20 protein-coding genes are annotated in these 19,263 nt (G+C 61.2%); 7 read left to right on the forward strand and 13 right to left on the reverse strand.

What is annotated here, in order from left to right; all coding sequences use genetic code 11:
- From IV89_RS02845 to IV89_RS02855, 3 genes are read right to left on the reverse strand one after another with little or no spacing between them, the layout of a single operon-like run.
- A complete protein-coding gene (locus IV89_RS02845; protein WP_037942660.1) occupies positions 1-1,326 on the reverse strand; it encodes a TRAP transporter large permease subunit in 1,326 nt (441 codons plus the stop codon).
- Positions 1,326-1,901 carry a TRAP transporter small permease gene (locus IV89_RS02850; RefSeq protein ID WP_037942663.1) on the reverse strand — a complete coding sequence of 192 codons (576 nt, stop codon included), beginning with the start codon at positions 1,899-1,901 and terminating at the stop codon, positions 1,326-1,328. The genes IV89_RS02845 and IV89_RS02850 overlap by 1 nt, the downstream gene beginning before the upstream one ends.
- 60 nt (positions 1,902-1,961) lie before the next feature.
- Entirely contained in the window at positions 1,962-2,984 is a 1,023-nt protein-coding gene (locus IV89_RS02855) for a TRAP transporter substrate-binding protein (protein WP_037942665.1), read from the reverse strand.
- A gap of 118 nt (positions 2,985-3,102) precedes the next feature.
- On the opposite strand from IV89_RS02855, the gene IV89_RS02860 reads away from it, so the two are divergent.
- The gene (locus tag IV89_RS02860) at positions 3,103-4,140 is read left to right on the forward strand and encodes a LacI family DNA-binding transcriptional regulator (protein WP_037942667.1); all 1,038 of its coding nucleotides are present in this window, start codon (positions 3,103-3,105) and stop codon (positions 4,138-4,140) included.
- A gap of 79 nt (positions 4,141-4,219) precedes the next feature.
- On the opposite strand, the gene IV89_RS02865 is transcribed toward IV89_RS02860, so the two are convergent.
- Both IV89_RS02865 and IV89_RS02870 read right to left on the reverse strand, forming a co-directional pair.
- On the reverse strand, positions 4,220-4,924 hold the full coding sequence (locus IV89_RS02865) for a hypothetical protein (RefSeq protein WP_235183736.1): 705 nt from the start codon (positions 4,922-4,924) through the stop codon (positions 4,220-4,222).
- Positions 4,896-5,189 (reverse strand): hypothetical protein, encoded by a 294-nt coding sequence (locus IV89_RS02870; protein ID WP_005850413.1) that lies wholly within the window; start codon positions 5,187-5,189, stop codon positions 4,896-4,898. The genes IV89_RS02865 and IV89_RS02870 overlap by 29 nt, the downstream gene beginning before the upstream one ends.
- 189 nt (positions 5,190-5,378) lie before the next feature.
- Between IV89_RS02870 and IV89_RS02875 the strand changes: the two genes are divergently transcribed.
- The 3 genes from IV89_RS02875 (at position 5,379) to IV89_RS02885 (ending at position 7,963) form a co-directional block, all read left to right on the forward strand.
- On the forward strand, positions 5,379-5,957 hold the full coding sequence (locus IV89_RS02875; RefSeq protein WP_037942674.1) for a hypothetical protein: 579 nt from the start codon (positions 5,379-5,381) through the stop codon (positions 5,955-5,957).
- 186 nt (positions 5,958-6,143) lie between these two features.
- Positions 6,144-6,761, forward strand: coding sequence for a ribonuclease HII (locus IV89_RS02880; protein WP_037942886.1), 618 nt, complete (start codon positions 6,144-6,146; stop codon positions 6,759-6,761).
- Between the two features lie 101 nt (positions 6,762-6,862).
- Positions 6,863-7,963, forward strand: coding sequence for a site-specific DNA-methyltransferase (locus IV89_RS02885; protein ID WP_005850409.1), 1,101 nt, complete (start codon positions 6,863-6,865; stop codon positions 7,961-7,963).
- A 151-nt stretch (positions 7,964-8,114) separates the two neighbouring features.
- Here IV89_RS02885 and IV89_RS02890 read toward each other — a convergent pair whose 3' ends face one another.
- Positions 8,115-9,266, reverse strand: a complete 1,152-nt coding sequence (locus IV89_RS02890; protein ID WP_037942676.1) for an alkane 1-monooxygenase — start codon at positions 9,264-9,266, stop codon at positions 8,115-8,117.
- Between the two features lie 78 nt (positions 9,267-9,344).
- A complete protein-coding gene (locus tag IV89_RS02895) occupies positions 9,345-10,409 on the reverse strand; it encodes an A/G-specific adenine glycosylase (RefSeq protein WP_037942678.1) in 1,065 nt (354 codons plus the stop codon).
- Positions 10,410-10,493: 84 nt separating this feature from the next.
- On the opposite strand from IV89_RS02895, the gene IV89_RS02900 reads away from it, so the two are divergent.
- From IV89_RS02900 to IV89_RS02910, 3 genes are read left to right on the forward strand one after another with little or no spacing between them, the layout of a single operon-like run.
- Positions 10,494-11,003 (forward strand): DciA family protein, encoded by a 510-nt coding sequence (locus tag IV89_RS02900; protein ID WP_005850403.1) that lies wholly within the window; start codon positions 10,494-10,496, stop codon positions 11,001-11,003.
- A gap of 13 nt (positions 11,004-11,016) precedes the next feature.
- Positions 11,017-11,712, forward strand: a complete 696-nt coding sequence (locus IV89_RS02905) for a DsbA family protein (RefSeq protein WP_037942680.1) — start codon at positions 11,017-11,019, stop codon at positions 11,710-11,712.
- Positions 11,712-12,824 carry a CaiB/BaiF CoA-transferase family protein gene (locus tag IV89_RS02910; protein ID WP_005850400.1) on the forward strand — a complete coding sequence of 371 codons (1,113 nt, stop codon included), beginning with the start codon at positions 11,712-11,714 and terminating at the stop codon, positions 12,822-12,824. Before IV89_RS02905 ends, IV89_RS02910 begins: the two co-directional genes overlap by 1 nt.
- Before the next feature lie 45 nt (positions 12,825-12,869).
- Here the strand turns inward: IV89_RS02910 and lpxK are convergent, their stop codons facing one another.
- From lpxK to IV89_RS02940, 6 genes are all read right to left on the reverse strand, one after another.
- On the reverse strand, positions 12,870-13,862 hold the full coding sequence (gene lpxK / locus IV89_RS02915) for a tetraacyldisaccharide 4'-kinase (protein ID WP_037942683.1): 993 nt from the start codon (positions 13,860-13,862) through the stop codon (positions 12,870-12,872).
- Entirely contained in the window at positions 13,859-15,088 is a 1,230-nt protein-coding gene (locus IV89_RS02920; RefSeq protein ID WP_037942684.1) for a glycosyltransferase N-terminal domain-containing protein, read from the reverse strand. The genes lpxK and IV89_RS02920 overlap by 4 nt, the downstream gene beginning before the upstream one ends.
- A 6-nt stretch (positions 15,089-15,094) precedes the next feature.
- Positions 15,095-15,337 carry a DUF4170 domain-containing protein gene (locus IV89_RS02925; RefSeq protein ID WP_005850395.1) on the reverse strand — a complete coding sequence of 81 codons (243 nt, stop codon included), beginning with the start codon at positions 15,335-15,337 and terminating at the stop codon, positions 15,095-15,097.
- 42 nt (positions 15,338-15,379) lie between these two features.
- Complete coding sequence (locus IV89_RS02930) at positions 15,380-16,174, reverse strand: 3'(2'),5'-bisphosphate nucleotidase CysQ (RefSeq protein WP_037942685.1); 795 nt, start codon at positions 16,172-16,174, stop codon at positions 15,380-15,382.
- The gene (locus tag IV89_RS02935; protein ID WP_037942687.1) at positions 16,161-17,507 is read right to left on the reverse strand and encodes a TldD/PmbA family protein; all 1,347 of its coding nucleotides are present in this window, start codon (positions 17,505-17,507) and stop codon (positions 16,161-16,163) included. Before IV89_RS02935 ends, IV89_RS02930 begins: the two co-directional genes overlap by 14 nt.
- A 95-nt stretch (positions 17,508-17,602) precedes the next feature.
- Positions 17,603-19,132, reverse strand: coding sequence for a DUF2125 domain-containing protein (locus IV89_RS02940; protein ID WP_037942690.1), 1,530 nt, complete (start codon positions 19,130-19,132; stop codon positions 17,603-17,605).
- Positions 19,133-19,263 lie beyond the last annotated feature (131 nt).

Here is a 19,263-nt window from a genome sequence, read left to right on the forward strand (position 1 = left end):
TCAGCGGCCGGTCACGCCCGGGAAGGCAATGAGAATAGCGAGCGCGAGGATTTGAAGGGCAATGAAGGGCAGGAGAGAGCGAAAGATCTCTCCCAAAGAGATATCGGGTGGTGTCACCGACTTGAGATAGAAGGCGGCGGGACCAAAGGGCGGCGACAGGAAGCTGACCTGCATGTTCATGGCGAAGACCACACCGAACCACACAGGATCAAGACCAAGATCGCGAATGATCGGGACAAAGATCGGCATGGTCAGCAGCGCAATCCCTACCCAGTCCAGAAACATTCCAACGACAAAGAGGATCGCCATCATGAACAAGACAATCACGGTTGGATTGTCGGACACGCCGGTGATCAGGTTAGAGACAAAGGTGATGCCGCCCATCAGGTTAAAGACCCCGACCAGTGCCGAGGCACCGATCCCGATCCAGACGATCATCCCGACGGTCGCGAGCGTCCGCTTGGCCGCGCCTACCATCAGCTCTGTGGTGAATTCGCCGCGGATCATCGTGGACAGGGTCACGCCGATCACCCCGATGGCAGAGGCTTCGGTGACCGAGGCAATGCCGCCATAGATCGACCCCAGCACAAAGATCACCACCATGATTGGCAAGATCAACCCTTTGAGCAGACGCATCTTCTCGGCTGTCGAGGTCTCGTCCGGTTCCGGGATCGGGGCGATGTCGGGGTTCATGTAGGCCCGCACCAGCACGTAGATGATATAGAAGCTTGCCAGCATCAGACCGGGCAGGAAGGACGCGGTGAACAGATCCCCGATAGAGACGGACGCCGTCAGACCATAGATGATCAAGACGATGGACGGGGGCACCATTGTCCCCAAGGCCCCGCCCGCGCAGCAGACGCCGATGGCCAGACGCCGGTCATAGCCAAGCCGCAACATCTGGGGCAGCGCCAGCAGACCCAGCAGCACCACCTCGCCCCCGATGATGCCGGACATGGCGGCCAGCACCACGGCGACCAGCAAAGTCTGGATCGCGATGCCGCCCCGCAGACGGCCACCGACCACGCGCATGGCGTCGAACAGATCGCGTGCAATGCCCGACCGATCCAGGATCGCGGCCATCAATACGAACATCGGTACGGATACGAAGACGAAGGAATTGACGAAGCTGAAGATGCGGCTGGTGATCAACGGCACGGCCATCGGCCCGAACCAGCCAAGCGCAAAAATCAGCGCCACGAGCAGGGTCACGAAAGCCAGTGGCATGCCGGTGATCAGCAGCAGGAACAAGGTGACGAACATCGCCCCTGTCGCCACTTCGATCCCCATGGCCTTAAAGTCGAACAGCGCTGTGAGAAGGTCCATCACCGGTCCTGTTTTGTCATGTAGTTCCAAGCAAGCACAGCGAACTGCACGGCCATGACCACGAGAATTGTAAAGAGAAAGATTTTAAGCATCCCCGGCGTGGGTGGATCCCATGCGCTGCCGCTGCTTTCCAGCCGGATCGCACCGGTTGGCGTCCAGACCGCACGCACAAGGCTTTGCCATGCGGCCCAGCCGAAGAAAGCCGTCGCCACGAGGCAGACCAGCGAAATCACCACATTGAAAATGCGCCGCCACGGGGCTGACAGGTAATCGTAGATCAGGACCACACGGATATGCGCATCCCGCGATACCACATAAAGCCCCCCGTAAACAAAAGCGGTGGCGTTCAGAAAGATCACCGTCTCATGCGCCCAGATCGTGGGGGCGTCAAAGACATAGCGCAAGACCACCTCGATCCCGAGAATCGCGGCAGAGGCGAGGATCGCAAAGGCAAAAAGGATGCCGATCCGGTCGATGCCGCGCCCTAGCAGCCCGGCCTCCGGGATCGCCCCCTTGGGTGCGTCAATATCCACTGGTGCGCTGGCCGCGACGTTGGGATCTGTCCTGTCTTGCATATGCCCCTCCCGAGCGTTCACCCCTCCGGTCTGTCCGGAAGGGTGCTGGTGCTTCGGCGCTTATTTCAGCAGCCCGTTTTCTTCGAGATAGGCGGTCAGCGTGTCATAGACCTTGCGCGATGCGTCGGATGCTTCGGCCGCCTTCTCCCATTCGGTCTTGGCGAAGGCGCGGAATTTCGCACGCTCTTCATCGGACCAATTGTGCACGGTGATATCGGCGTTGGCTTCGGCTTCTTTCACCGCGGCCATATCACGTTCGGCCAAGGTCGACACCTGGAGCTGCCGGAAGTCTTTTACGGACTCCACCAATGCGCTTTGGATATCCTCGGGCATCGAATCCCATACACCTTTGTTGATCGACACCTCGACCAGCGGCATGGAGTGGAAGCCGGGATATACAGGATGGTTCGCCACGTCATGCATGCCCTGCGCGTGGTTGGTCGAGAAGACGGTATAATCCGCCGCGTCGATCACGCCCTTGTCAAGCGAGGTGAACACCTCGGAGCCAGGCAGGTTGACCGGAGACGCGCCCGCTGCGGCAAAGACTTTCTGCACCATACCTTCGGGCGCGCGCATTTTCAGCCCCTTCAGATCGTCCACACCGTCCAGCGGCACCTTCGACAAAAACGCCTCGAGGCCGGGGGTCGTCGCGCCGATGAAGTGCAAACCGTAGGGTTCAAGCATTTCGTTCATCAGCTCATTGCCGCCGCCGTTCTCCATAAAGTCGAACATCTGCTGCGGGTCTGACCATGCCCCGACCGGATTGGCAATCAGACCAAACGCCGGCTCTTTCCCTGCGAAATAAGAGGTATCAGTGACGTGGCCATCGATAATGCCAGCCGCCACGGCATCCTGAGATTCAGTATGGGCGACGATTGTTTCAACGGGCAGCAGATCGACCTCGACGCGGCCGTCGGTTTTGGCGGCGACGTCTTTTGCCCATTCTTGCTGGAGCAAGAAGTTGGCGTTGCCTGCCGGATCAGATGACTGGAACTTGAGCGAAAAATCTTGTGCAGCAGCGGCACCGGCCAGCCCGGCGCTGACAAGTGCGGTTGCGGCCAGAAGCCTAGCGGTAAAGCGCATGTGTTTATCCTCCCTAAAAAGTCGTGACCGTAAACGGTGACGATGGGCGGACGCTAATGACAGCGCTGTCATCTGTCAACTATTCACAAAGACCTGTGCACGTGATAGGTTTTATCGCATGGAAAAGAACACTAAATACAAGCGGGTTACGTTGAATGAAGTCGCGGCAGAGGCCGGTGTCAGCGCTATCACGGTATCGCGGACGATTCGTGCCCCGAACATGGTCTCGGCTGGCGTGCGAAAGAAGGTTCAGGCTGCGATCGAACTGCTTGGGTATGTACCGGATCAAGCCGCTTCGGCGCTTGCGTCCGAGCGGACAAATGTGGTGGGTCTGCTGGTCCCATCGCTGACCAACGCGGTGTTTTCTGACGTCTTGCGCGGTGTTTACGATGTGATCGACGGGTCAGGCTTATCGGTGCAAATCGGTAATTTCCGCTATAGCCCCAGCAAAGAAGAGAACCTTTTGCGTACCTTCCTGCGTCAGCGCCCTGCGGGGCTGATTGTGGCAGGGATCGACCAAACCGACGCCGCACGGACCCTGCTCAAGTCCGCCCCCTGTCCCGTCGTGCAGATTATGGACGTGTCGGACTCTCCGATTGACCTCATGATCGGGTTCTCACACTACGATGGTGCGGTCGAAGGCACGCGGCACTTGATCGATGCGGGGTACAAAAAGCCCGGATTTCTGGGCGCGCGAATGGACCCGCGCTCGCAGGCGCGGCTTGCGGGTTTCACAGCCGAAGCGCAGGCGCGCGGCCTGTATGACCCGACCCGCGTGATCACGACGACCCACCCGTCCTCGGTGGGTATGGGCGGGCAACTGCTGAGCGATCTTCTTGCGCAAGCGCCAGACACCGATGCTGTGTTCTGCAATAACGACGACCTCGCCGCCGGCGCGCTGTTCGAGGCCGAACGCCGTCGCATCAACGTCCCCAACGATCTGGGTATTTGCGGCTTCAACGACCTTGAAATGTCGCGACACCTGAACCCGGGTATTACCTCTGTCGCGACGCCGCGCTATGAGGTCGGCGCAGGGGCAATGACCCTGCTTCGGGACGCAATCGCCGACCGCGCGGCCATCCAAACGCCGCATATCCGGCTCGACGTGGAGTTGATAAAGCGCGGGTCGACAAGGCGGGGATACCCTCGCGAATAGCACGAGGCCGGGCAGAGGGGGCGCTGCCCCCGTCGCGCAGGCGCGACTCCCCCGGAGTTTTCAGGGCAAAATGAAGAGGTCAGATGACCTTGATCACGTCTTTGTCGATGGCCAGCATATAGCCGCGCCGCGCGATATTCTTGACCAGCAGTTCCGACACGATCTGATTGCCCAATGTATCGCGCAGACGTTTGATGCGCGTGGCCCCTGCTGCTTCGTCGCAATCAGCGGCGGTCCGGCCCGAGATCATGCCCTCGATCTCGGAGCCTGAGAGCACGTCGTCATCCATGCGCGCTTCGGCAAGGACCGACATCGTTTCCATCGCGGCGGCGGTCAGTTTGAAGCCGAGGTTGTTGAGATAGACGGTGTTTTCCTCGCGGCTGATCAGGAGCGAGTTTACTTGTATCCCCACCCGTTCGATCTGCGCCATGCGACGGTTGAAGCCCACGAGCATGATCAGGAACACCAGCGCAGCGACCAGCATGGCCGTCGCAAAGACCAGCAGCACGATGATCACGATCCGGTAGCTCGACAGGGTTTCGGAAAACGCGGTGCCCGATTGTGCGAGAATTTCAAGCAGTTTGATTTCGGCCTGAGTCGTCAGATCGTCGTTCTCGACAAAGATGCGTTCAACCTGCGCGTTAAAGGCATTGGCGTCGGGCAAGGCCCATAGCAACAGCCCTGCGCCGATCAGAATGATCGCCACAACGGCCGCGATACCACCGCCGACAAAACGCCCGCCCGTGCGGCGCATCTCAGAAGCGGAGGAAATTTGGTCCGGCACTCGCTTTCCTTTGGTTTAGGCCATCCTTGCCAAAGACAGAGACGATCGTCAGCAACGTCCAGCCATGTGCAGCCAGCCGGTCCGTCAATTGGGCCTGCGCCGAGGCACGGCTGCAGTCACCGGATACCTGCGCCACACCATAATGCAGGCGCAAGGGGTTTTCCTGCTTTGCCTTGTAATCGGCAAAACATTCCGCCGCTTGGGCAGAGGGGGCGGAGAGGGCCAGAAGCCCCGCAGCAGCCAGGGAAAGGAGGATGTGTTTCATGACGATCAGACTGCGCCTATCCGGGCGGATATTCAATATCCATTGGGTCTGTACCGCTTTGTTATTCGATAACAGGGGGGTGTTATTGCCTGTCTGAGGGGGGTGCGGCCAGTTTGATCCCACGGCCTCGCTCTTGATGGCTTTGCATGGGGTGCTTCCCATGTTGCCCCCAACCGAAAGGATCAGACAATGCGCTTTACATTGCACCATAAATTCATCGCCTCGATTGCAGCCGCAGCCGTCGCTATCACCGCCTTTACTGCTGCCCCCGCCGCGGCGGGCGACCGCAACAGGGATCTGGCGAAAATCGCGGTCGGTGTTCTGGGCGTGGCCATTGTCGGCAAGATCATTCACGACAAGAACAAGCGCGACGAAGAACGTGCACGGCAGGAAGTATCAAAGCACCGCCATGCGCCAAACACTGTGTACCGCGCCCCACGCACTCAACGGGCCGAGCGCGTGCCCGTCTACCGCGCGCCGCAATCGCGCCACCGGGTAGAGCCGCGTCCGCTGCCCAAGGGCTACAAGCGCAAGCAGCATCACACCCATGCCAACGCCAAGCTGCTGCCCAAACAGTGTTTCCAGAGCTTCGACACGCGTCGCGGTCAGGTGCTGATGTTCGGCCGCCGCTGTCTTGAGAATAATTTCCGTCATGCCAACCGTCTGCCGCGGCAATGCGCGCAGCAGATCCGGACCCATCGGGGCACCCGCTATGGATATGACGCCCGCTGCCTGCGCGGCGCGGGATACAGTTTGGCGCGCGGTTAATCTCAGCGTGCCAATACCGGGGGCATTTCGATGCTCTCGGGTGGGGAAGGGAGGGATGTTCGGGCATCCCTCCCTTTCTTATGTGCTGTGGATATCTTTTGCGATTGTGACATCGCAGTCTTCGCAAGGTCACAATTCGCTTGGGCGGGGCTTGAGCTTTGGCGCGGGTTGGGGTTTTCACGGGTCATGAAACCAGATTTTGAATTTGAACGGGCCGCCCATGCGCGCGGCTTTGAGCGGGTCGCCGGCGTGGACGAGGTGGGGCGCGGGCCCTTGGCGGGGCCGGTCACTGCCGCTGCCGTGGTGCTGGACCCGGATCGCATTCCCGAAGGGCTGAACGATTCAAAAAAGCTGACCAAACCTGCGCGAGAACGCCTGTATGAAGAGCTTTTGCAGGTTGCGGATGTCAGCGTTGCCCATGCCTCGGTCGAAGAGATTGAAGAGCTTAACATCCTGAGGGCGAGCCACCTTGCCATGCTGCGCGCGCTGGAGGGGCTGAAGACCCCCGCCGATTATGCGTTGATCGACGGCAATATGATCCCGCGCGATCTGACCTTGCCTGCCGAAACCGTGATCAAGGGAGACGCCCGGTCGCAGTCGATTTCCGCGGCCTCAATTGCGGCCAAAATATGTCGAGATTGTGTCATGTTGTCCTTGGCGCAACAGCACCCCGGATATGGCTGGGAAACCAACATGGGATACGGGTCGAAAAAGCACATGGAGGCGTTGCAGAAAATTGGTGTGACCCCACACCATAGACGTTTGTTCAAACCCGTACACAACATGTTGTATCAAGATAAATAACTAACCACTTGATTCAAAAAAGAAATTGACCAGGAATCGTCTGTCGGGGCATCTTGTGGATAACCAAGAGCACACAATGTGCCGGGCAAGAGGCAGCTATTATGAAGACGATGACCAAGGGTGCGGCAGCACTCCCTTTAAACACGATCATTTCTGGCGACTGTATCGAAGCGATGAATGCGCTTCCGGCAGAGTCGGTGGACCTTATCTTTGCAGATCCCCCCTATAACCTGCAGTTGCGTGGCGACTTGCATCGCCCCGACAATTCAAAGGTGGATGCGGTCGATGATGCGTGGGACCAGTTTTCCAGCTTTGCCGTCTATGACAAGTTTACCCGCGAATGGCTGAAAGCCGCGCGGCGTCTGTTGAAACCCAATGGCGCGATCTGGGTCATTGGCAGCTATCACAATATTTTCCGCGTTGGTGCCGCATTGCAGGATGCGGGTTTCTGGATCTTGAACGACGTGGTGTGGCGCAAGTCGAACCCGATGCCGAACTTTCGCGGCAAGCGCTTTACCAATGCGCATGAAACCATGATCTGGGCCGGCAAGGACGAGAATTCCAAATACACCTTCAACTACGAAGCGTTGAAAGCGCTGAACGAAGGTATCCAGATGCGCAGTGATTGGGTGCTGCCGATCTGCACCGGCCACGAACGTCTGAAGGACGAGATGGGCGATAAAGCGCATCCGACGCAAAAGCCCGAAAGCCTGTTGCACCGTATTCTTGTAGGGTCCACCAACCCCGGTGATGTCGTGCTTGATCCGTTCTTTGGCACAGGCACCACAGGTGCCGTGGCCAAGATGCTGGGCCGCGACTTTATCGGGATCGAACGGGAAGAGGCGTATCGCAAGGTTGCCGAAAAGCGGATCAAATCCGTGCGCAAGTTCGATAAGGAAGCGTTGCAGACCACCACCTCGAAGCGCGCCGAGCCGCGCGTGCCGTTTGGCCAGCTGGTTGAACGTGGCATGCTGCGCCCGGGCGAAGAGCTTTATTCCCTGAACGGCCGGTATTCCGCCAAGGTTCGTGCCGATGGCACGCTTGTCGGGAACGAGGTCAAAGGATCGATCCACCAAGTTGGTGCGGCGTACGAGAAAGCGCCAAGCTGCAATGGTTGGACATATTGGTGCTACAAGAAAGACGGCAAACGCGTGCCGATCGATATCTTGCGCCAGCAGATCCGGGCAGAGATGGCCAACTAGGCCTCTCCCCACTTTCACACCCTATTTACGAACACCGCCGGTGTCCTTGCCGCCTCATGAGAAGGCGTGCCCATAAGGACACTCACCTTGGCCCCGCCTTTCATTGGCGGGGTCTTTTTCGTTTCAGGCGGTCAGGAAGGTTCAGCGATGTTCAGCGGGGATAGGGGGTCTTGCCCGCGTTATACTCGGCCCAGTCCGTGATCTCGGGGTAGTAGGTCCGGCGCCATTCCCGCACCCGAGGGTTCATCACACGCCGCCAGACCCAGGGCATCATCGCGGCCATTGTCATGACGGGGTAGCCATAGGGTAATTGCGGCGCTTCTGCGTCGCCATAGGTTTGCAGCACGGGAAACCGCCGGTCGGGTTTGTAGTGGTGGTCGGAATGGCGTTGCAGATTGATCAGCAGCCAGTTGGACGCCATATGCGCCGCGTTCCACGAATGACGCGGCTGGACGTGTTCATATTTGCCGTCATCCAGATGTTTGCGCGTCAGACCGTAGTGTTCGATGTAATTCACCAGCTCAAGCTGCCAGATCGCCACGCCCGCTTGCAGCAGGAACAGGCCCAGACCGACCCAGCCGCCAAGGACCACGGCGAGGATCAGACAGCCTGCTTGCAGCGCCCCATATTTGAAAAACGGGTTGCTCAGGTCGGTCCAGGGTTTGCCCTTGCGTGCCAGCATCGCTTTTTCGGCCTGAAAGCTGGACACCAGCGATTGCCGCAGGACGCGCGGGTAAAAGCGGTGGAACCCTTCGTTATAGCGTGCGGTCACCGGATCGCGCGGGGTGGCGACATAGCGGTGGTGCACCAGCAGATGTTCAGACCGGAAGTGGGAATACAGCACCATCGCCAGCAGCGCATCGGCCCAGAAGCGTTCGCGTCTATTGCGTTGGTGCATCAGCTCGTGGGCGTAGTTGATCCCGATGGTGCCCGTCATGACGCCGACGCCGAAGAAGACGGCGGCTTTCTCCCAGCCGGACAGATGCGCGGCCTGTGGCACGTACCATAGCAACCCGAAGAGCGTGAGAAACTGCACCGGCATCCACGCGGTCGTGATCATGCGATACCAGAACAGGTCGCCGTCTGACGCGTCCGGATCGGCGTTATCAAGGTTCAGCCCCGCGATCGCGTCGATGATCGAAAACAGATACCATGTGACCAGCGGCATCAGGAGCACGGTCCAGCCGCCGACGGTGGCTGAGACCCAGACCAGCGGGATCAGCGCAAAGGACAGGGCAAAAGGCAGCGCACGCCGGAACTGCGACAGCTGGTCGGTGCTTATGTTTGTGGTGGGCGAGGTCATGCTGCACGGCCTTTTCGGGTTATCTGGCCCAAGGGGTCGGGCACAGCTTTGGCTGCGACAAACTATGCCGCGCCGCCGCTAACGTAGCAAGTCATAGGCTTTGCGCATCACCGTGGGCAGGTCCGAGGGGCGGAAATCATCCCGCACGACAAAGTGTCCGCGTGCTGGCACCGTGTCATTCGTTAGGGGCGCGTGCATGACGGTCAGCATCAGGTGAAAATGCGTGAACGTGTGCCGCACCTCCCCTGCAAGGGGCTGCCAGTCGGCGGGGGCAGGCGGTGTGCCTGCGGGGCGCGGGCCGTCTGCCTCGATCCAGTCCGTGCCGGGCCAACCGAGCATACCGCCCAGCAACCCTTTGTCGGGGCGCGTCTCAAGCAGCCAGGCGCCATCCGCGCGCTGCCCCAGATAGACCGTGCCATGCCGGATCGGCTTCGGCTTCTTCGGTGTCTTCTTGGGCAGTTCGGCCGCCGTGCCATTGCGGCGGGCAAGGCAGGGATCGCGCCACGGACAAATGCCGCAGGCCGGGGATTTGGGGGTGCAGATCGTGGCCCCCAGATCCATCACCGCTTGGGCGTAATCTCCGGGGCGGGTGGTTGGGGTCAGCGCCTCTGCACGTGTCATCAGCTCGGGCTTGGCAGCGGGCAGGGGGGTGTGGATGTCATAGAGCCGCGCCATCACCCGTTCGACATTGCCATCCAGCACGGTGAAGGGCAGGTCAAACGCGATAGAGGATACGGCCGCAGCGGTATAAGGGCCAATCCCTGGCAGCTTTAGCAAGGCCGCGTGGTCGGCGGGGAACCGGCCGTCATGATCGGCCACCACAGCGCGGGCGCATTTCAGCAGATTGCGGGCACGGGCGTAATAGCCCAATCCGGCCCATTCTCCCATCACATCCGCATCCGCAGCCGCTGCCAGATCAGCGACCGTCGGCCAGCGCGCGGTGAACCGCTGGAAGTAGTCGCGCACGGTTGCGACGGTGGTTTGTTGCAGCATCACCTCGCTTAGCCAGATGCGGTAGGGATCGGGGCGCACGCCCGCCGCCCGCGCCGCTGGCGGCACGCGCCAAGGCATCGCACGCGCATGGACATCGTACCATTCCAGAAGGATCAGCGGGAGGTCGCCGGAGGGGTCGGTGTCACGCAATGTTTATAACCTTTTCGGTTGGGTATGGCTGGTGATACGAGGCGGGATCGCTATGTTGTGGCTAGTCATTCGGGAAAGATAGTCATGGCGCCACGGCGTACCAGTACAAAAGGGTTCAAAAGGACGGATAGCCTGCTTTCGGCCAAGATCCGTCAGGCGAGCGAGACTCGCGGCTTTGCCCAATCCCGTCTGTTGACCCAATGGGCCGAAATCGTCGGTCAGGACGTCGCGGCCATCTCGCGCCCTGTCGAGGTCAGCTATGGCCGCGGCGGTATGGGGGCAACGCTGACCTTGCTGACGACAGGGGCAAATGCGCCGATGCTGGAGATGCAGAAGGAACAGCTGCGCGCCAAGGTGAACGCCATCTACGGGTTCAACGCGATTGCGCGGGTGCGGGTGACCCAGACGGCTGCCACCGGCTTTGCCGAAGGCCAGGTCGCTTTTGCGCCGCAACCTAAGACCCATCCCGAACCGCCGAACGACCCCGTCTTGCAACAGCGTGCTGCCGAAACCGTCAGCCCTGTCGCGAACGAGGCCCTGCGCGATGCACTTGCACGTCTGGGCGAGAACATATTGAACAAGACCAAACGCTGAAAAAGGAAATCACATGAAACCGACATTCCCCATCCTTGCGGCTGTTGCCGTAGCTGCCGCAGGTGGCTGGTACGCTTTCAGCGGTACAAATGCCGTGAACAGCACACCGATCAACCCGCTGGTGAGCGCGGCCAACGCACAGTCAGCCGACATGGCAGAGGCAGATGCGCCTGCTGCAACCACCGAAATTCGGGACATGACATTGGGCAACCCCGATTCAGCGGTCCAGATCATCGAATACGCATCCTACACCTGCCCGCACTGCGCCGCCTTTGACCAAGGCCCGTTCCAGCAGCTCAAGGCGGATTACATCGACAACGACAAAATCGGCTTCACCTACCGCGAGGTCTATTTTGATCGCTACGGCCTTTGGGCGTCGATGGTGTCGCGCTGCGGTGGCGAGGACAAGTTCTTTGGCATTACCGACATGATCTATGCCGGTCAGTCCGAATGGGTCCGCGCCGGAGAGCCTGCCGCGATCGTCGAAGAGCTGCGCAAAATCGGCCGTTTGGCCGGTCTCGACAATGCTGAACTGGACGCCTGTCTGCAAGACGGTGAAAAAGCACAGTCGCTGGTCGCATGGTGGGAAGAAAACCAGAAGGCGGATGACATCAACAGCACGCCAAGCTTCATCATCAACGGCAAGAAATACTCCAACATGCCCTATGCCGAGATGAAAGAGATCATCGACGCGGCGCTGGAAGAATAATGGCGGCCCCGCTGGCAGGGCTCAAGGTTATTGAGCTGGCACGTATTCTGGCAGGCCCTTGGGCCGGTCAGACGCTTTCGGATCTCGGCTGCGAGGTGATCAAGGTCGAAAGCCCGGCGGGCGACGACACCCGCCAGTGGGGGCCTCCGTTCATCGAGCGCGGGGAAGATAAATCCGCCTCGTATTTCCACTCGGCCAACCGGGGCAAAGCCTCGGTTGTTGTCGATCTGACCACCGATGAAGGTCAGGCCAAGATGAAAGAGCTTTTGGCCGATGCCGACATCCTGATCGAGAATTTCAAAACCGGCGGGCTTGCCAAATACGGGATGGATTACGCCAGCCTGTCCAAGCAGTTCCCCAAGCTGATCTATTGTTCTATCACCGGTTTCGGGCAGGACGGCCCCTATGCGCATCGCGCGGGCTATGATTTCATCATCCAAGGCATGTCCGGCCTGATGTCGATCACGGGTGAACCCGACCGTCAGCCGCAGAAACACGGCATGGCGATCACCGATATCTTTACCGGCGTCTATGCCACCACGGCCATTCTGGCAGCGGTACACCAGCGCAGCCAGACCGGCGTGGGCCAGCATATTGACATGGCACTGCTGGATTGCGCTGTTGCGGTCACGGGCAATCAGGCGATGAACTATCTGACCACGGGCAATGCGCCGACGCGGATGGGCAATGCACACCCGAACCTGACCCCCTACGAGGTGTTCACATCCTCTGACGGGCATCTGATCATCGCGACGGGCAATGACGGGCAGTTCCAGCGGCTGTGCCGGATGCTGGGGTTGGATGATATGGCAACCTCGGCGGACTATGCCAAGAACGCCGACCGCGTCGCCAACCGGCCCGAGATGATCCGCCGTCTGAACGGGGCTACCAGCCAACGCACCCGCGACGACCTGCTCGCCGCCTGCGAGGCAGAGGGCGTGCCAGCCGGGCCGATCAACGACATGGCCGATATGTTCGAAGACCCCCAAGTCATCGCGCGTGGCATGAAGGTCGAACTGGACGGGGTGCCGGGCATCCGGTCGCCGTTCAAATTCTCGGGCGCTGAACTGGCTTTGCATCGCGCCGCGCCAAAGCTGGGGCAGGACGACTAGGTTCGCCCCGACATGCCGCCCGGGCTTCGCTGGAAGCTCTGGCGGTTATGCCGGTTTCGGCAGTCGATCCAGCGCGGCAAAAAGCGCGTTATCAGGATCGAACTTCAGTCGCACAGGCAGGGTTATCACCTTCATTCTGAAAGACGCGGGCAGACGCACCGCGTCTTTTTCCGTTGTGACGAGCTGTGCGCCGCGCAGGGCGGCATCCGCCTCTAGCCGTCCCATCAGCGCAGGGTTCAGCGGCTGGTGATCCTCCAGCGCTTCGGCGTGGACAATCTCTGCCCCCAGATCGCGCAGGGTGGCAAAAAACTTCTCGGGGTGGCCGATGCCTGCGAAGGCCAGCGCGCGGGTGTCGGACCAATCCATCCCCGTTTGCAGGGGGGCGAGTTCGGCACGCACATGCGGCAGCCCGTCGGGCAGGGCGGTCGCGTCGAACTGCGCCTGATCTGCTGCGCCACCAATGGACAGCACGATATCCGCCCGCGCCAGACCCGTAACAACGGGTTCGCGCAAGGGGCCCGCAGGCAGGCACAGCCCGTTGCCGAACCCCTTGGCCGCATCCACCACCACAATCGATAGATCCTGATGCAGCGCGGGGTTCTGGAAGCCGTCGTCCATCACAATCACCGATGCCCCCGCTTCCGCCGCGGCCTGCGCCCCCGCTGCGCGATCCTGCGCAACCCAGACATCGGCAAAGGCGGCCAGTAGCAGCGGTTCATCCCCCACCTGCGCGGCACTGTGGCGCGACGGATCAACCTGCACCGGCCCCTTCAGTGTGCCGCCGTAACCGCGCGACACCACATGGGGCGTGTGATACCTGTCGCGCAGGTGTTCGACGACAGCCATGACCGTTGGCGTCTTGCCCGTGCCCCCGGCGTTGATGTTGCCGACGCAGACCACCGGAATATCCAGACGCAGCGGCGTGCCCGCCGCCAGCCTGCGGGCAGTGGCCTTGGCATAAAGCGCGCCCAGAGGTTGCAACAGGCGCGCGCGCCAATCGGGCGTGGGGCGGTGCCAAAAGGCGGGGGCGCGTTTCATGAGGTGGTCTCTCGCTTGTCAAGCGTTTCCTGCACAAGGTCGATCACCTTGTCGGTGACGGCTGCACCGCGGCTGATCACATCCCACCCTGCCTGCGCCATCGTCGCTGCCTGATCTGGCGCGATCAGCCGGTTCACGGCGGTGCCAAGCGCTGTGGCATCATTCACGATCCGCGCGGCTCCTTCGGCAGCCAGCCGGGTATACAGCGGCAGATACCGCCGGACTTTCGGCCCATAGAGAACAGCCGACCCTAGGGCCGCGGCCTCGAACGGATCACAGCCACCGCTGCCGTTGATCAGGGAGTTGCCCAGAAAGGACACAGGGGCCAGCCGGTAGAACAAGCCGATCTCTGCCGGATCATCGGCGATCATCACCTGGGTTGAGGCGTCCGGATAGCCCGCGTCGCCCCATCGCAGCACGCGAAAGTTCTGATCCTCCATCCGCTGCGCGAAAACATCGGCCTGCTTGGGGTCGGCGGGCGCGAGGATCAGCAACAGCCGGTGTGACAGGCGAAGCCCTTGGCGGTGCGCGGTAAGGACGGTGTTCAGCTCACCCTCGAGCACCTGATTGGCGAACCAGATCGGGCGCCCCACAACCGCAGCCGACAGATCGGCCAGATCGGAATCCATACAAGGCAACACGCGGCCACCGGCCTGAAGGGCGGGGGTCAGCTCTATGTCCTTGCGGGCGAGCCCAAGCCGGACAAGCCGCTGCATCCCCGCCTCCGACCGCGTCATGATCACCGAGAAATGCATCAGCAGATCGCGGGTCAGATCGCGCAGCCACCGGTCGCGTCGCCCGTCAAAGCCGTCGCTGTCGGCATCGATCAGGAACATCGGACAGGCCTGTGTGGTCATCTCTGCAATCATATTCGGGTGCAAACGCCCCCATGCCCAGACACAGGCGTCGGGCTGCCAGTAATCGATAAAGTTTTTGGCAAGCGTCGGGTGGTCTTCGGGCAGGGTATCGATCAGCACGTCGGCTTCGCTACACGGCGGCAGGTCCACCGGCACCAAGGCTTGGGGAACGGTGATCAGAACACTCAGCCCCGGACGGCTCCGGCACAGACGAATGGCCAGATCCTGTATCGCGAACAAGCTGCCAGGTTCGGGGGCGTGGCACCAGACCAGCTCTCCGGTGGGGCGCTTGGCCACAGGGGTGAATGGCGGCACGCCCCCGCGACCGGTAAAGGCGCGATAGGCCGACAGCCCAAGCGACCGCGCCATAAGAGTTTACCCCAGCTCTTCGGTCGAGGAGGCCGCAGCCTCTTCGTCGCGCAGACGGTGCAGATGCGCGATAAAATACCGCATATGCGCATTATCGACCGTGCGCTGTGCCTCGTTTTTCCATGCATCATAGGCGCTGGCGTAGTTCGGAAAAATTCCGACGACATGGATGTCATCGACGTTTTTGAACGCGGTACCGGTGGGCGAAATCAGTTCGCCCCCAAAGACGAGGTGCAAGCGTTGGGTCATATCGCGGTCCTTTGTTTTCAAACAGATGGCCTTGGGGGCAATCTAAGGGGTGGCTTGGGTCTGGGCAAGGCCGCTTAGCAGCGCCGCATGGACGGCATCGCCCCCCGCGACAACACCGTTCAGGCGTGGATCGGGGTTGTTGAACCGCAGGGGTTGCCCTGTGCGGTCGGTGCATTGCCCGCCTGCTTCGGTGACAATCAGCGCCCCTGCGGCAATGTCCCATTCCCAGCTTTTGCGCAACGTGACCATGCCGTCAAAACGACCCTGCCCCACCAGCCCCAGCCGATAGGCCAGCGACGGACGGTGCGCGCGTTTGAAGCCGGGGTCGCCCTTGGTCCAATGCTGCATTTCCATCACCGGTTTCGTGGCCAGCACGGTCGCCTCGGGCAACGTGGCGATGTCGGAGACAGAGATGCTTTGCCCGTTCAGGGTGGCACCGGCCCCCGCCGCCGCGGCATAGAGCCGGTCGAGCATGGGCAGGAACACCACCGCCGCCGTGATCCTCCCGTCGCGCGCAATGGCAAGGGAATGGGACCAGGTGTCGGACCCTTCGATAAAGCTGCGTGTGCCGTCAATCGGGTCGACGATGAACAGATCACGCTGCCCCAGCCGCCGGGTACCGTCGTCGCTTTCCTCGGACAGCCAGCCATAATCCGGGCGTGCCGCCGTCAGCGTCTGGTGCAGCATCGCGTTCACCGCAAGGTCAGCCTCGGTCACCGGGCCAGCATCATCGGGCTTGTCCCAACGCTGCGCGGTCTTGCCGGTGAAAGAGGTCGCAATCTCGCCCGAGCGGCGTGCGGCCTCGATCAGAAGGGAGAGGTCATCAAGCGCCGGCAAGGGTCATTCCCGAGACAAGAAGCGACGGCACAACGCGGCTCAGATGCGCGCGCGCGTCATTGGCCGGTACAATCGATTGCAGCATATCACGCAGATTGCCCGCGATGGTACATTCGTTGATCGCGTGGGTGATCTCGCCGTTTTCGATCCACAGACCGGACGCCCCACGAGAGTAGTCGCCGGTATTGGGGTTGATGGTCGACCCGATCATCGACGTCACCAAAAGACCTGTGCCCATATCACGGATCAGGTCTGCGCGGGTGGCATTGCCCTGGGACAGCGCGATATTCCATGTGGCCGGACCGGGGTTCGATCCGGTGCCGCGTGCGGCATTGCCGGTCGGGGTCAGCCCCAGCTTGCGGGCCGTCGCCAGATCAAGGGTCCAGCCCTGCAACATCCCGTCGTCCACTATGGTGCGGCGCGACGTGGGCAGCCCTTCGCCATCGAACGGGCGCGAACCTGCGACGCGAGGGCGAAACGGGTCTTCGATCAGGGATATGCCCTTTGGCAGCACCTGTTCGCCCATAGCGTCGCGCAGCCACGAGGCACCGCGTGCAATCGCCGTGCCACTGATCGCCGACAGAAGATGCCCGATCAGCGCCGAGGAAATGCGTTCGTCAAACAACACCGGATAGGCCCCCGTGGGCGGTTTGCGTGCACCCATGCGTTCAAGAACGCGCTCACCGGCTTTGGTGCCAATGTCTTCGGGGCTGCGCAGGTCGGCCTGGAAGATGCGGCTGTCGCCGTCATAGTCCCGCTCCATCCCTGTGCCGGTGCCGGCGATTGCAACGCAGGACAGCCCGCGGTCGGTACGGCGGTATCCGCCCTCGAAGCCGTTGCTGGCCGCCATAAATACCTGTTGCGCGCCATAGCCCGCACCCGCGGACTGCACCTGACTGACACCTTTGACGGCCAGCCCTGCGGCCTCGGCGCGGGCGGCGTCATCCTGCAGCGCTTCGGGCGAAGGCTCGGGCGCGGGGTCGTAAAGCTCAAGCGCCTCGACATCCCAATCCGTCGCCAGCTGGTCGGGATCGGCAAGGCCGATGTAGGGATCTTCGGGGGCCTCTTTCGCCATTGCCACCGCGCGGATCGCCATTTCCTCGATCGTGCGGTCCGATGTGTCGGAAGCAGAGACGTTGGCAGAGCGTTGCCCGACAAAAACCCGCAGCCCGATATCGACGCCCTCGGCCCGTTCGGCCTGTTCCAGCACCCCGCCACGCACATCGACGTTCACCGAAGTTCCGCGCACGGCCATCGCATCAGCACTATCCGCACCCGCTTGACGGGCGGCATGCAGCAACGACTTGGTCAGCGCCTCAATGGATTGCGACATTGGGGGATACTCCTTGAATGGGTGAAAGACTGCTAGCGCCCCTGCCGCAGCTGTGCAAGGGACGCCAGTCGCTGGAGGGCCGTGGTCGCAAAGGGTTACTTGATCCGCTGCCCATTGGCGAGGATTTGCCCGTCGCGGGTAAATTCGAGCTTGGATTTCAGCGTATCCTCCTCACCCTCGGCCGGGACGGCGAACATGCCCATCATCATACGCGCACCCATCGCCATCTGCGCAGGCAGCAAGCCCGAGGACACCAGCGTATCGATCAAGGTGTTCCCGCCCACCAGCTTGAGGTCAACAGCGCCCGACGGCTTGAGCGCCGTTGGGTCGTTTTCGTCATGCTCGAACGTGACCGCGCCATTGCCGGTCAGCTTGGCCCCCAGTGCATCCACGATCAGCGCATTCAGGTTCACGCTATCGAGCTGTGCTGGCACCTGTCCGGTCTCGGCCATTCTGGTCGCGGCCTCGGGGTCAAAGTAATCCATCAGCAGCCGCGCCTTGCCGGACACATCCAGCGACAGGTTGGCCGGATCGCGGGGCAGGGTGCCTTGCGGGTTGATCATGCCCCAGACCATATCCGACATGGTGAACCCTTCGAGGTTCAACCCAAGGGCCACGTCCTGCGCATCGTCGGTCTTGAGCACCGGCGCGCTCAGGTTGAACGCCGCATTATCGAGGCCGAAGGACAGAAGGAATGGAAACTGCTGCGGCTGCACTGACAGCGCCATGCCCTGACGCGAACCGGCATAGCTCATGCCGTCGGCGCTGGTTTCCACCGTCAAACGCCCCCCTTCAGAGGCGACAGCGGCAGACATATTACCGTTCTCGGGATCTTCGATGTCGACCGTCATGGTGCTGTTGCCGCTGGTGAACGTGCCCGCGCCGGTCATGCCTGCCCGCAGCATCGCGGCCATATCACTGGCCTGCGCAATCCCCAGTGGCAAGCGCCCGTCGCCGTCGAACGTCATATCCGTCGAGGTGCCGTTGATCGTCGCGATGGCGGGCTCTTTGGGATCTTTGAAGCGCATGTCAAACGTCATCGACGCAATGGACCCGTCCTGCGCATAGGCGCGCATATCGTCCAGCACCGATTTAGAGGCGTATTCGACGTTGTTCAGCACCACATTCAGCGACGCGTTGTCGGGGCCGAAGGTCTCGTCGCCCACCGTCATCTGATCCAGCGTCAAGCCTAGAAGACCGGCAGCATAGGCGCTGCTCAGGTCGGTCGGCGTCCCGCTCACGCGCATGTTCTGGCCAGTCTGGTTCACGGTCAGCGCTGCGCGCACGCGGTCTTCATCCGGGTCGGTCGGGGTGATTTCGAACACCAAGGGCATTGCGTCGGGCATGACCACCGACACGGTGCCATCGTCGTTTTGCACAAGGCTCAATTGTTCAAGCGACATCGAGATCTGGCCCAGATCAGGCTCGCTCGTCAGATCAAAGCGGACATTGCTCACCGCGAGCGTATCCCCGGATACCTTTTCGGTGGCCGTCAGCGCATAGCCCATGCTTTGCATATGGTCCTGCCAGTCACGCCACACATCCTGCGGCGTCACATCCGCCAAAGCGCTGGACGAGGTAAAAAGAACTGAAAGGGCGGCACTGCCGAAGAGAGGGCGGATCATGAAAAATTCCTTTGTCGCAAATCGCGGGCGGCTATCCGGTGACAGCGCGGCTGCGCTAAAGGTAAGCGCCCGACGCCACCTTACAAGGCAAAGCGACCCGCGCCAATCTGCGATGTTCCGCCCGCGGGGGC

It is taken from the genome of Sulfitobacter sp. CB2047 (assembly GCF_000735125.2).
Taxonomy (GTDB): Bacteria; Pseudomonadota; Alphaproteobacteria; order Rhodobacterales; family Rhodobacteraceae; genus Sulfitobacter; species Sulfitobacter pontiacus.